The 14,015-nt window shown below is 36.6% G+C and carries 11 protein-coding genes; 3 read left to right on the top strand and 8 right to left on the bottom strand.

Annotated elements, in window-relative coordinates:
- Positions 1-271: 271 nt before the first annotated feature.
- The 4 genes from DRF61_RS21545 to DRF61_RS21530 are packed head-to-tail and all read right to left on the bottom strand — an operon-like array spanning position 272 to position 3,422.
- On the bottom strand, positions 272-970 hold the full coding sequence (locus DRF61_RS21545) for a hypothetical protein (protein WP_111960921.1): 699 nt from the start codon (positions 968-970) through the stop codon (positions 272-274).
- An 11-nt stretch (positions 971-981) separates the two neighbouring features.
- Positions 982-1,434, bottom strand: coding sequence for a type II CBASS E2 protein (locus tag DRF61_RS21540; protein ID WP_146897201.1), 453 nt, complete (start codon positions 1,432-1,434; stop codon positions 982-984).
- Entirely contained in the window at positions 1,403-2,593 is a 1,191-nt protein-coding gene (locus DRF61_RS21535) for a nucleotidyltransferase domain-containing protein (protein WP_111960919.1), read from the bottom strand. Before DRF61_RS21535 ends, DRF61_RS21540 begins: the two co-directional genes overlap by 32 nt.
- A 4-nt stretch (positions 2,594-2,597) precedes the next feature.
- On the bottom strand, positions 2,598-3,422 hold the full coding sequence (locus tag DRF61_RS21530) for an SMODS-associated NUDIX domain-containing protein (RefSeq protein WP_146897198.1): 825 nt from the start codon (positions 3,420-3,422) through the stop codon (positions 2,598-2,600).
- Positions 3,423-3,659: 237 nt separating this feature from the next.
- On the opposite strand from DRF61_RS21530, the gene DRF61_RS21525 reads away from it, so the two are divergent.
- Complete coding sequence (locus DRF61_RS21525) at positions 3,660-4,010, top strand: helix-turn-helix domain-containing protein (protein ID WP_111960917.1); 351 nt, start codon at positions 3,660-3,662, stop codon at positions 4,008-4,010.
- Between the two features lie 6 nt (positions 4,011-4,016).
- The gene (locus tag DRF61_RS21520; protein ID WP_111960916.1) at positions 4,017-4,925 is read left to right on the top strand and encodes an ImmA/IrrE family metallo-endopeptidase; all 909 of its coding nucleotides are present in this window, start codon (positions 4,017-4,019) and stop codon (positions 4,923-4,925) included.
- A 355-nt stretch (positions 4,926-5,280) separates the two neighbouring features.
- On the opposite strand, the gene DRF61_RS22965 is transcribed toward DRF61_RS21520, so the two are convergent.
- Positions 5,281-5,484 carry a hypothetical protein gene (locus DRF61_RS22965; protein ID WP_228452714.1) on the bottom strand — a complete coding sequence of 68 codons (204 nt, stop codon included), beginning with the start codon at positions 5,482-5,484 and terminating at the stop codon, positions 5,281-5,283.
- 713 nt (positions 5,485-6,197) lie between these two features.
- On the opposite strand from DRF61_RS22965, the gene DRF61_RS22760 reads away from it, so the two are divergent.
- Positions 6,198-6,365: a hypothetical protein gene (locus DRF61_RS22760; RefSeq protein WP_157963420.1), complete on the top strand. Its 168-nt coding sequence runs from the start codon at positions 6,198-6,200 to the stop codon at positions 6,363-6,365.
- A 328-nt stretch (positions 6,366-6,693) separates the two neighbouring features.
- Here the strand turns inward: DRF61_RS22760 and DRF61_RS21510 are convergent, their stop codons facing one another.
- The 3 genes from DRF61_RS21510 to DRF61_RS21500 are packed head-to-tail and all read right to left on the bottom strand — an operon-like array spanning position 6,694 to position 13,632.
- Positions 6,694-9,222: an alpha/beta hydrolase family protein gene (locus DRF61_RS21510; protein WP_111960915.1), complete on the bottom strand. Its 2,529-nt coding sequence runs from the start codon at positions 9,220-9,222 to the stop codon at positions 6,694-6,696.
- Entirely contained in the window at positions 9,209-10,585 is a 1,377-nt protein-coding gene (locus DRF61_RS21505; RefSeq protein ID WP_111960914.1) for a RagB/SusD family nutrient uptake outer membrane protein, read from the bottom strand. The genes DRF61_RS21510 and DRF61_RS21505 overlap by 14 nt, the downstream gene beginning before the upstream one ends.
- A gap of 32 nt (positions 10,586-10,617) precedes the next feature.
- A complete protein-coding gene (locus tag DRF61_RS21500) occupies positions 10,618-13,632 on the bottom strand; it encodes a SusC/RagA family TonB-linked outer membrane protein (protein ID WP_111960913.1) in 3,015 nt (1,004 codons plus the stop codon).
- Positions 13,633-14,015 lie beyond the last annotated feature (383 nt).

The following is a 14,015-nucleotide window of genomic DNA, read 5'->3' as shown; positions in this document are numbered from 1 at the left end:
AAATAAATGATCCTAATTTCCTAACAAGTAAATAAAATATGTTTCTTTTATGTATAATCTCATAAACCAATAATAAATTTTAAGAAATAAAAAAAGAATCTCCTTCACTTGTAAGATAGAATCTTTAATTTATTAAATACCATTTAATACGTCCTACAAATATTAAAAGTGGAAAATTAAGCTTATAGAACATATTTAACCTTTTCCTAATTTTTCTATGAAAAACCAAGAAAATAAAGAATTGCATGAAAAAATTAAGCAGAAATAATCTCTACAATCTCATTAACAAAACATTTTCCATTACAAAAATATAATCCAAATATTGTTTGTTCTTATTATTAACTGAATCTGTAAAGCTTTTCTTCAACAAGAAAATCCACATCAGGCTAACAACAAAGCTCAGAAAAAAAATTAAATTAATTGCTGACATCAATATTCTAAAGTTTTCCGAAGAATAATCAGATTTACTATACAGCCCCATCAAAAAACCTAAAAAAAGAGTAATATAATTTTTTCCAAAAAAAATAAGAACACTTTGAAAATCTAAAAATAAACTTTCACTTTTAATTTGAATTCTATCTCTAGCCATATTAATTCTTGTTTGGATTTCCTCACTTCTAACGCTGACATAAATATTACCTACCTCTTTGATCCTTATATCATCATGTTCTGGCACTTTCCATTTATAAGGTAAATTTGAATAGGGTAAATTATTCTCCTTTAATTCTTTCTTTGCTTGATTGGTCTTTATAAAAAGATAAGTAAATAAGATAACCAAACTTGGAATTACTAACATCACCCCCAAAGTAATGTACTCATAGTGAAATAAACATATCCCAATAACTGCTAAAATAGTTGGTATCGTTAAAAACCACTCCTTCCTATATACTGAAAATGTATTTTTAAGGAATAACCTTTCAAAAGTACAATTTCTTCTGAAAAAATTAAATTCTTCTTCGAATGTTTTCATAATAAAAAAAATTAATGTTTAAATTCATTACCAAGCCAAACCCCAAATCTTTTAAAAAATTCATATTTAACAAGCCATTCTGACAACATTGTCAAAGATTTAAATAAAGGTACGTGATGAAAATCATAATCAGGAGGATAGTATAAACAAAGTGAATTATCGCTTTTATACATGTGAATCTTAGGATTAAAATCAATATTGGGGCTTATTATTTTAATTCTCTCAAACCTATTCCCAGCAATAAAAGGAGCAAACTCTATTTGAATTTTATATTTATTTTTACATCCAATTGGACTTAATTCACCTGTTCCTTTCAAATAAAGTTGCTTTTTATCATTCATTAATTTAAGGTCTACCCAATCAAAATTTTTCTCTACAATTTTTTTTTCCACAAAAAGAAATGCAGACAAATTTCTTAATAGAACCTTCATTCTATATGTCCCCAAAATCTCTGTGTCTTTCATTGTGTACTCCACTTTCTAAATTTATATTCCCCATAGTGTCAGTTAATCCTTTTCCACCTAATATTATCCCGCTTGTTTTAATTAGACTGTCATTTGAAGTTCTGCTAAAAAGTTTTGTATGTTCCACAACAACATCTTTATACAATGATTCTTTTATTCCAAATAAAGAATTATAAACATCTGGATGTTTAGAAAAGTCCATTTTTAATGCTTGCCAATTTTTATACATATCTTTAATAAAAAGCTTAAAGTATTCATATAGCTTTGGCTCATAATCCCATTTTTCAGAAAAATCTTCTGCAGGCATTACAGGATTAAAAACCTTTAATCTGAATGAATTTTCTAATTTCAAATGAATTCTACTTAAAATATTATTTATTGTAGAATATATTGTAGATTCACCTGAATATAAATGTCCTGCCAAAGTAGTTAAAATAATACTGGAGGTTTTATATTCTGGAATATTTTCAAAATAAATATCTCTACTTCTCTTTAATAGCTGAACCGCCCTTTGCAAAGGTTTTTTGTCATAATAATTTTCACTTGGCAAGGTCTCAATTTCTGCTTTAAGCATTAAATCTTTCGCAAAAGCTTTGTTAAAATAACCTTCCAACAATGGCTCAACAACAGTATTTGCTCTACCAAGAAACCAAGTAGAAAAATCTTTAGGATTGGTCGGTGTCCATTCTGAAAGCTTCTTGTCAGGAACATAAAGTTGATTAGTATTTTCAAAAGAAATTATACAGCCTGGTAAAATGTCCATATGAAAATTACCCGCATAGTTTAATCTTGCACATCTATTTTTCGCAACAAACATTCTTGCATAATTTTCATTTTCTTTTAACCTTCTAATTAATTCATTATAAATCTGTATTGGAGTAAATCCTGAAAAATGATGATGTAGGTGTAAAACTATATCAAGGTCAAAATCATCATCATTCAACGGTTTTACAGTAGTATATGTCCTAACTGAACCATGAGAATAAATATCTATGTTCTTTCCCTTAAAAAAACCTTCATCTTTATCCAACCAATCACTTACCGCTTTATATGATTGCTCCATTTTTTCTCTTCTAGTGGAATCAAGTTCCAATTTCTGAGCTATTCTCGCAAGAATATCTTCTCTTTGTAGTTCAAAATCATCGTAAAAATTCTTCATCTTTCTATTGTTTATAATTAAGTATCAATTTTGTATGCTGTCCTATTTTCGTATGTGAATTGTTAAAACATTCTTTATAAATCTCATCCGCTTCAACAAAAGCGTATTTATCAGAAAAAGAATTATTATCATATAATTGTTTAATTTCTCTCTCCTGTTCAGGTGTAAGGATAACTTTAAAAATATCATAAAAAATTGTGTGATATTTTTCATCTTTAAATCTATTTTCTTTACTCATCATTTTTTCTTCGGTTCTTAAAAATTCAACATCAATATGTTTAAAGCTTTCACCTTTCAATATTGTTGATTCAATTAACTCTTCCTGAAACTCTCTCCAGACACCAAATTCTCTTTCTTTTCCTGATATAAACCATTTTTTTATTTCAGGAATATATTTAGCTTTTGTAAAAAATCTTAAATCTAAAGGATTACTTCTGTCAGTTCTCGATTCTGCTTCCCAATCTTTATCAATACTTTTTGAAAGATTTTTATAAACTCCACCGACTGGCTGATATTGGTTAATTTTCCCTCCTTTAATTAAAAGATATCTATCTTCCCCAGCCAGCTTTATATTTAGCAGATAGCTTAAAGAAACATACACTTTAGCATTTGGATATAATATTTTACACTTAATTGACTTCCAGCCATAGTCGCTAAGTAATTGCCAGAAGCCACCTATACCAAACGTGGCCCCACTAAAAGCCAAACCTGACGTGATATCCTTTATAAAATCATTAGGCTGACTAATCACTAAATATCTAATTATCAGTGAAATTACACTCGCAATTAAGCACAATGAATATATTATTATGTTAATTCTATCCCTCATTATTTTCTTTTTCTGCACCATTATATTTACCACCAATTATTTTAACACTTATAAATTGAGCAGTACTACTGCCTCTTTTTACATATAGTCCATTTTTTATCATAGTTTCTATTTTTTTAATACCACAAATATATAAAATCTAAATATATCAAGCAAAATGTTTTAATATACTTAGATTATATTTAGAATTATTCTAAATATATCAAGCAGAAAAATATTATATTTGCAAAAAAAGTCATGAGTTCAATTGGTAGTACTTTAAAAGAGTCAAGAAAAAATATTGGATTGACTTTGAGGCAAGTAGAAGATATGACGGGTATTTCAAATGCCTACCTAAGTCAATTAGAAAATGATAAGATTAAAAACCCTTCTGTAAATATCCTATCAAAATTATCTTCATTATACAAAGTTTCCTTAAAAACTCTTCTAGGAAATGCTAATATGATTGATAAAAAAGAAACAAAAGAAGAAGAAGCTAATGCTGACTTTATGCAAAAAATAGCATTTAGAGCAGAACACCTGACAGAAGAAGAAAGAAATGATGTAATAAAATATTTAGAGTTTTTAAAATCTAAAAGAAGCGTATAAAAACACATGGATGACCTAACCAGAAGAGATATAGAAAAAATATCTTATAACATTCTAAAGGATAGCAAATCATTTGATACTTTTCCCACACCTGTTGACCAAATATTACACTATTCTGACTTTGCTCTTGACAAAAGCATTGATTTAAGAAATGTAGACCAGTCTTTTTTTGGGAAACTTAAGGAAAAATCTCAAAAAAGTCTCCTAACAGCCATTTCTAAAGTAATGGGGATTTTTGATAGACACGAGAAAACGATCTATATTGATTCGAATATCAACAAAAATTTGGGTAGAAAAAATTTTGTGAAACTCCATGAAATTGGTCATGGTATATTGCCATGGCAAAATGATATAATGCTTGCACTGGATGATGATGAAACCCTAAATGAAGAAATTGAAAAGCAATTCGAAGCGGAAGCAAATTATTTTGCTTCTATAACCCTTTTTCAACATGATAGATTTGTTGCAGAAATTGAAAAGGCAAGTCTAGGTTTAGGCACAGTAATGCAATTAAGTAAGAAGTTTGGGTCATCTGTTCACTCAACTCTGAGAAATTATGTATTAAAGTCAGGTAATAAATGTGTCCTTTTGGTGTTGAATAATATTAGCAAAAGTGAAAAAAATAATATATATACAAACAAGCTTTCAAAGAGAGACATTTTTTACTCTTCCAGATTCTTAAAAGAGCTAGGAACATTAAACTTACCTGAAGAATTTGGATTTAAATGGAATTTTATTCAAGATTTTATGTTTGATAAAAGATACAACGAAAATGGCGAAATAGATTTAATTACTGCTGAGGGAGAAGAAATAGAATGTGAATACCACTTTTTCAATAGTACCTATAATAGCTTTGTTTTAATTTTTCCTAAAGGAGAGAAAAACAAAGCTAAAATAAAATATATTCTTTCTTAGTATCCTGTAACTGACAATCTGGTGACTTTAAAAATGTTCGCATTAATTAATATTTTTTCGTAACAATATTTTCCCTGTACGTGATCTTTCTTTATTCTAATACTCAGTCAAATATTAAGATCTAATTGGAGTTATTTAATACTTATATAAATTTTCTTTCTGAATACACCGCTTAAAATCGACCCCTTATGGAACCTAAAATCTTAATAATCTTTGGCAATTAACGAATAGATTTTAGTGAAGTTTTCGTTTTGCTGTTCTTTCAGTTCAATGATTGTTTTCAATTGTTCCTCGAAGCTTTTCAAATCTTCATTGCTTATAAATTTTTGAGTATTTACTATTTTCGCTGCTTGGTTTATATTGGTTTCAATCTTTGCAAAAATATTGTCCTGCTTTCAATGAATGTGAGTATTTTTCTTTTTTCATCATCAAAAATCCTATTTTGCACCGAATCGATAATTAAACTGCTCAAAGAAATTCCTTTTTTGGAACAGAGCTTTTTCCAGTTCTCTTTCTTCTGTTTTTGAATCCTCATGAAAACATGTTCCTCTTTTTCCATAGTTCTTCATTTGCGTATAATAATTTGATTAAAAATTTTAAGACAAATATTAAGTACTAAAACAACAACAAGTCAATAGTAATGAGTATGTTTAACTTAAATAAGAGTACTCTGGAATCATATAGAATTTCCAAAGATTAAAAAAGAATATACTGGGCTAATTTGAATCCTTTTTAAGTTTTCTAAAAAATAAGAACTGAGTTCCGAAGTTTTTCTCCTTTTTGCAAAAAAGGCAAGATCGTCTTTTTAGCTGCAACTTGAAAAGTTTGTACGTACAAAGACACATCTTGCTGTAATAAGCATGCCAATTTTCCAGAGCTCTGAAAAAATAAATTTAAACAATATAATAATCTTATAATCAATTATTTATATTTATTAAAATATTTTTTGTTGTTGAAAGAGAAAATGACAATAATTATGAGATGAAAAAATACACTGACCTGTATTCATTTTACGCAGGTGGAAAGAAAAGCTGCGTAAAAATTACGCAGGTTTACCATTAACCTGTATCTATTTTACTCATCTCTATCATTAGTCTGTATTTATTTCATTCAGGCTAAAAACTTAAATGTTAGTGAGTGTTTTGCCAATTTTAAAATCTCTTATTGAATTGATTTGGCTTCGAGGACACTCGACTTTTTTCTTTCCTTTACAATCGTAACAGCTGGATTTGTCTTTTTCATATTGATGTGTTCTATTAATATTAAGTAATTATGATTGAATTGATTCGTATGACTGAGGTTCCGACTTTTTCTTTGCCAGTGACCAAAGGACAGTATCAGGCACATAAAACCGGAATGGAAAGCATTGGAATGGAGGCCCCGAAGTCTTTTTGTCCGCAGGATTCAGGAGTTTCTGAAAAAATTATTGAAACCCAGTGAAAAGAATTTTTTGAGATACCCAAAAAGATTTTTTTATGTGCCTGATACTATCCTAAATTTGCAACAGTAAAAAGTAAAAACCACTGTTATAAATAATTGCTTTTCAACCATTCTTATAAAACACAAATGTAGATGGAAAATTCTTCATTTTTTTATTAATCCATGCTCTTATTTTGACCGTTGCCTGTACTTGATTAGAGCCTATCTGTACCGTTAACGGATTACCAACCGGACAGCAGGTTTTCGGAACTTCCGGCCCTGATGTGGAACATCCACTTACGTGTGAGGTTACCCTTCGAAGAATTCAGTAATATTAAAAGAGCTCCCTTTATTTTAAGGGAGCTTTCGTTTTAACAGGTTGTATCCATTGTGGTGCAGGCTTTTCTTTTAAAAAGTGTTCCATCCACTGCCAGGTTTTTATATTCAGATCCCGGCTCGACCCGGAACCTATAATGCTATGTCCCTCCAACGGGTACTCTAATAAGACAGCTCCTTTCCCAAGCCTTTTCAGTCCAAGGAAATAAGCCCTTGTTTGCGCCGGTGATACATTATCATCTTTCAAGCCGGTCCACAACATAATCGGGGATACTGATTTACCCAGATAGTAAAGCGGAGATTGCCTTATATATTGTTCCCACTTTTCGAAAGAACTCCCATTGAGTGCAAACTGTTCATTTTCAATCCTGGCATAGTTGGGCTGACGTAAAACAGCAGAATTGCTAAGGGCCAAAGAAACCAGATCGGCAATCATAACCCCAACACTTCCTGTTTTAAAGAGTTTGGTCTTAGATAGAGCCAAAGCTGTTTCATAGCCCCCGAAAGACATTCCCAGTACGGCTATATTCGCAGAATCAATAGAAGCTTTACCAAGAGCAGTCTTAACACTTGCCTCCAAAGAAGTAAGCATCACTTCCGGTACATTGCCTTTCTGATATTGCAAATCCGGCAACAAAACAAAATAGCCCTGGCCGGCATAATGCCGGAAATTAAAACCATCTTCCGCCCTGAGATCGGGAACTGCGTAGTAAAGGATATCTTTCGACTTATCTTCATAGATGTTAACGAGCATTGGATAGGATTTTGAAGCATCATAATCAGCAGGATACAGAAGAGCAGCGTTACTGGTTCCTAAAGCCGTTGTATACTGAAAAAGTTCCATTTTAGCATCAGGTACTTTATCTTTGATAAATGTCTTATTATCAAAAATAACCCGGTTCGCATTTCCAGCAAGCCTGGTCACTTGAAGAGGCCGCTGATAGGACTCAGAAACAGCAAACAGACCGCCCTGCGTTTTAATGAGTTCGGTGAAATAGGAATCATTATACACCAGTGTTTTTAATTTTTTGCTCAATAATGCAAAACCTGAATGATAGTCTTTCTCATTAAACATTTTGAGCAGTATCCCCTTTTTGAGATCGGCAGGCCCGCTAAAATGATTTTGTACCCTATTTTGACCTTCAAGATGGACAATGCTATATTTAATATGGTTCTTTTCACCATCAGTCAGTCTTTCTGAGTGATGTTTAACCAGGTCCACCAGGAAAAGGTCATAGGCTCCTGAAACAATAATTTTTGAGGGCTGAGTCGTCGGGATTATTTTAGCAATGGGGGTATCGGTCTGCCCCAAATACCGATCACTGCCCCACTTCTGTCCTTTACCCTCCAGAAGCTTATGCTTCTGATGTGTTTTCACATGATAGCACCACCATTCAGCATTCTTAAAAAAGACCAATACCTGCTCTGGTTCATCCCAGTAATAATTTCCTTTGACAATACGCAGTTTCCCAAGATCATTAATGTTATCGCCATAGCTGCGTGCCATCTGTATGTTCAGTAGTGGATTACTCTGATTTTCTATAATATCTTCATCACTGTCATAGATTAAAAAGTCTCCCTTGTCTCCAAGCATAATCTGGCCTATATTTCCGGATTCCTGAGGCTTCCATTTCCATATCCGTTCTTTAAGATCATACATACCCAAAACCGGCAATTGATAAGCAGCCCTTCCACTCTTTAAAGTATATGAAATAATAACATCGGCTTTCCCACGTTCTTTTTCGGGCTGCTTTTTTGATAGTGGAACAAAAAGGTACCTGTGCTCATTAATTTTCATTTTATTCCATGAATGTTCTGCCATCATAAATCCCTTGGGCGTATCCACAGATACTTCCTGAAGAACGGACCCTTTTTTCGAGGATATATACAGCTTCCCTCCTTCTCCATGGGCGGCGTAGGCATAAAGAGTATCACTATAGGACTTAAGCCATGAAATACTTCCGCTCACTGAAAATGGGCGGGAATACTCCCTGCCCGTATCAATGTTTATTGTGCTTATCTGATTACCTGCACCATACATCACAAAAGATTCATCTTTGCTGGTTTCAAACATTTCAACACCGGTATGTGACCATTTCATCACTCCCTTTACGCTGTAACATGAAAACGTCTTCATGGCTGTACTGTATAAAAGGACGGAAATCTTATTTTTTTTCTTTAGGATTTTCTTAGACCAACTTCCTTCTATCTCCTTTACTTCTTTTGTTTGCACATTCATAAAAGACACCTTCCCAAGACTTTGAATGAGCAGATCTTTTCCAGTAAGAAAAATATACTCATTCCCTTTCATTATGCTGTCTGTTTTCCCTGAAATTGTATGATACAGCTTATAATCATTTTTACCGTACTGATTGGAGTCATTCAGTACAATATACTCTCCTGAAGGGCTGATGGCCATGACAGCCGTTGTAAACAACGTTGCGTAATATTCCTCAGTCTTTTTCACTTCTGCACTATCCTGTCCGCTTACCATAAGAGCACAAAAAAACGATAAAAGTATCAGCCATCTAATAGCCATCATTCTGCGGTTTAAGGTTAGGGTTTCTTAAAAGTTCCTGCTCGGGCAGTGGTAAAAACTTATAATAGCTTTTCCATGAAGGCTTCTGTGCCAGCATGGTCTGATCCAGTGTTCCAAAATGGCTGAGATCGTAAAACCTATGTCCGAATTCGGTAAAAAGCTCATATTTCCTTTCTCTTACAATAGCGGCAAGAAGCTCAGCTTGTCCCAGATTGGACAGCGCCGGAAGACCAGCCCGACCCCGGATTTTGTTGAGATCACTCAGTCCCATATTCAATTCATTTTTTCGGGTGTACGCCTCGGAGCGTATCAGGTAGAGTTCCTCTACCCTGAGTATCACCGAATATTCTGATGATGATGAAGTAATGGAAGACTGTTTGTATTTAAAAGGATAATAGTAGGGAGTATTCTGCGAATCTTTGACTTCTCCCATCCATGCAGATCTTCGCTGATCTCCACTTTCAAAGCCATTTACAAATGCAGGAGAGAGCGCTACTCTTGCCGGAGGCGCTGTTTGTAATACAAAGAAGTTCCCTTCATTGGTGGGATAGGTTGAATCATAAGGCATCAGCTGCCAGATGGCACTGGAACTACTCATTAAAAATGTTTTATTTAGGTCTGTTTCGGGGGCATAATCGCTGCGGGACAGTACCAGACTGCTGTACTCATGGGCTGCATTCCAGTCTTTTTGATAATAGGCTAACCGGGCAAGCAAGGCGTAGGCAGCCACTTTTGTCGGGCGAACCCTAGACCCTTTAGGTAACGCATCAGGCAGCCCTTCTACAGCCTGCAACAAATCCTCTCTGACTTTATTATACACCTCGACCTGAGATTCACGGCTGACATGGCTGTTGGTTTCATAATCGGTTACTTTTATGTAAGGAACCCCGCCGTAGGTACCAGTAAGATACAGATACAGTATTGCTCTTAAAAAAAGAGCCTCTCCGCTTAACCTGGCCTTTACGGAAGCACTGATACCAGGGGAATGTTCGAGCCCCTCTATGACCGAATTGATATAATACACCTGTTTATAGGTTACGCTCCACAGGTTGCCTACTGTTTGTGTTAAAGCATTATGCGTAAGGGTATAGAACTGGGAAGTATCGCTTCCTGCCGGGGCATATGATGACAGTTCATCGGTATAGCAGCTTAAATAGCTTTGCGCTCCACCGGATGATCCGGAGAGAAAACCGGATTCTTCCAGTGAGCGGTAAATTCCAGCCATGGCCGCATGGGCCAGCGCTTCATCTTTAAAGATCATGTCTCTTGTGATTTGATCCTGAGGCAGATCAACCTCTGTAAACCGGGAACATGCAGGGAACAGAAAAAGCATTCCCAGCATGATACCTATATTTTTATGTTTCATTTTTTATATTTCTTTTTTTTATTCTTTAAAAGTTAATAGGTCATACTGATTCCAAAGGAGATCACCCGTAACGGGCTGACATAACCTGCAAGATTAAATTCGGGATTAATGCCTTTGTAATTGGATAGGGTGAGCATGTTCTGACCCTGTAAGAAGAGTATTGTACTGAGCCTTTTATTGGAGTCATTAGGGACGGTATAGCTCAGGGATATGTTCTTCAAGCGCAGGGTAAAGGTATCGGATACGGTAGCATCGCTTTCCATAAAAAGCGAATTAGCGGTCAGGGCCTCATTATCATATCCGGCGGAAGGTTTCTGAAACTGGGCACCGGGATTTTCAGGGGTCCAGTAATCGAGATAAGCCCGGGATTTATTTCCCATGAGTCCCATATAGCCTTCACTGGCATATATATTGGAAATGTTCTGACGGGAGAGCCGGAGCAGCATACTGAAAGCCCAGTTTTTATACTGCAGGGTATTTTGGATTCCACCATACCAATACTGCCTGAGCTCTTTGGTGATCTGCCTGTCATCGGAATTGATCACCCCGTCACTATTAAAATCCTCAAAGGTATATAAGCCTGTCACCGGATCGATCCCATTATAGTGGTAGAGCTTACGCAGGGATGTTGATTTGCCGATTTCAAAATAGTTCTTATAGGAAGAGTTTTCAAGATCGGGAAAACTCAGCAGGCGGTCCTTGGGAAAGGTGATATTGAAACCTACAGACCATTTCCAGTTTTTCGTGTCAAGGATGCTGGTCTGCACGACCACTTCTGTTCCGGTATTAAGAACCGTCGCATCCATATTCCCAAGCACGGAAGCAAAGCCTGTCGTGGCAGGAAGCGTGATGCCCAATAGCTGGTTGCTTCCTGTGTTTCTGTACCATGCAGCGCTCAAAAACAGGCGGTCTTTAAATAAGGACCATTCCATAGCGGCTTCGAGCTTTCGGGTCACTTCCCATCCGAAATCTTTACTGTAAAGCCGGTTAGGGAGCATTCCGGTATACCCGTTATAAGAACCGCTGGTGGAAGAATAGGTATCAAAGAACTGGTAATCCCCGATCTGATCGTTTCCGGTCACTCCATAGCTTGCTCTTAGTTTCCCCAGTGTCAGCCAGCTTCTGTCTTTCAGGAAGTTTTCTTTGGAAAAAAGCCAGGCCATCCCTACGGCTCCAAAGTTGGCAAAGCGCCTGTCGGGTCCAAAACGGCTGGAACCGTCCCTCCTTCCGGAAAGGTTGATAAAATAACGGTCTTTGAGTCCGTAATTCAGCCGGGCATAGACAGCCTGGTACCTGTAGGTGAACTGATAGGCATTTTCAGTGGTAACACTGGCTGCGGAAGAGAGGTTATAGATCAGTTCATCGGATGGAAAACCCCTTCCCATGAGTGTCAGGTTTTCAGATCTCTGATCCTGAAATGAAACGCCAACCAGAGCGGTCCAATGGTGCACCCCTTGTTTTTTCTCATAGTTGAGCTGGGGCTCCACCATCCAGCTCTTATTGAGCATAGAGGCTTTTCGAAGGACAGAACGCTCACTGCCGATATGATAGGCTGGATCATAATAGGTCTTGGGATAGATTTGCTGCTCCTTGGTTTCGTTATTAACATAGCCTGTATTAAGGTTGATGCTGAGCCCTGAACCCAGTTTATAATTTAAAACTACGTTGGCACTGAGATTCTCATTCTTTGAAATATAGGTTCTGGTGGCTGCAGCCCTTGGATTGTGGAAGGTGCTGTTTTCCCAATTCAGAACGCCGTTGTTGTACAAATCGGGAGCATTGGGGCTTAGGGAGGCATAGACCTGATTGAAGTCGCGTGGTGGCAATACGTTATTTTGTGTGGCATAATAGGCCGTGAAGGTCAGCTTGAACTTACGGTCGGTGCTGGTATGCTCCATACTGGCATTGAAGCCGTTTTTCTTATAGCGGTAATTCCCGGGAAAAACAGTGGTTTCTTCATGATGGGAACCTGCCAGTGAAAAGCTGGTATGCTCTCCTCCTCCGGATACGCCGAGCTGAACATTGGAATACTCCGCCCTGTTTCCGACAAAGTATTTCTGCCAGTTTGTGGATCTACTAGAATCCCAGGTCCCATTGATATCATATTCGTAAGAGGGATAGTCTGAGATCCCGTCATTACTGAAGGCAAGCCTCCTCATGTTGATATACTCCTCGGTGGACATCATTTTGGGAAGGTTAGCAAACTGCCCGATCCCCCAGGAACTGGTCAGCTTAGCGGTAGTTTTGCCTTTACTTCCTTTCTTGGTGGTAACCAGAATTACTCCATTGGCGCCTCTTGATCCATAGATTGAGGTTGCATCTGCATCTTTCAGGACTTCAATAGAGACAATATCATCGGGATTCATGAAATTAAGGGGATTGGTATCTCCATAGGGAATGACCCCGTCGGAAAGCCCTGATTTGTATTCATGCAGGGAGGGAACGGGAACGCCATCGATTACATACAAGGGGCTGTTCCCATCAAGTCCCGTGGTCTGGTAGGTCCGTAAACTGTTCCGACCCCTAATTCTTACATCAAATCCTCCACCGGGTGTTCCGGTATTCTGGACAATATCGACACCGGCCATTCTGCCTGCAATAGCCGACAAAACATTATTTACAGGCTGGTTTTTGATATCTTTGGCGGTAACCCTGGCAATACTCCCGGTACTCTCCCGCTCTTTGACTTTGTAATAGCCTGCATTGAGCACGACTTCCCCGACACTGGTTGTTTTATCAGTTAAAGACAAGGAAACATTAAGAATTGATTTTTCTTTAACGGAAACCCTTCGCTCTCCATAGTCCGGATGACGGAAAATTAGAACCGGGTTTTCTCCTGAAACCTGCACTATGTACTTCCCTGAAGCATTGGTTAGTGCTACTGTATCACTCCCCTGTTGAAATACGGATACTCCCTTAACAGGCAGATTATTCTCTGTGACCGTGCCCGAAATTTCACGCATCTGTCCTATTGCCGTACAAGACACCAGCAATGTGAAGCCAAAAGCCAACTGAAGATAGCCTAGGCTGCAAAAGTTTTTTTTCATACTTTTGAAAAGTTTAATTTAATTAAGCACTTAGCTCTTTCCTGCCTCAGCTGTCAACTTTGCGGAAAGGGCTTTTCTTTTTTCTATGGTTACCTATACTCTACACTTTCTGTTTCTTAAAAAAATCTATTGTTTTTTTACTTAGTTCTTAATTTGTTATTGATGAAGGCCCGGGAGGAAGTCTAAGCACAAGGCATAACCTCCTGCCCTAAAGCCCATCAATTGAAATATGAATGAAATTTGTGTCCCGTGAAAGCTGTAAAGCCGCAATAGGCTGTACATCCCATTGTATCGTGCAGTCTTGATACTGTATTTTGTGGAAGCGGCTTAGGATTAATTGTAGAGCGAGCGGACAGCATTGGAAATAAAACGGCGTGGAACTC

Source organism: Chryseobacterium lathyri, assembly GCF_003290185.1.
GTDB classification, from domain to species: Bacteria; Bacteroidota; Bacteroidia; order Flavobacteriales; family Weeksellaceae; genus Chryseobacterium; species Chryseobacterium lathyri.
The sequence above is the reverse complement of the archived record's forward strand: the minus strand, read 5'-3'. Positions and strand labels throughout refer to the sequence as shown.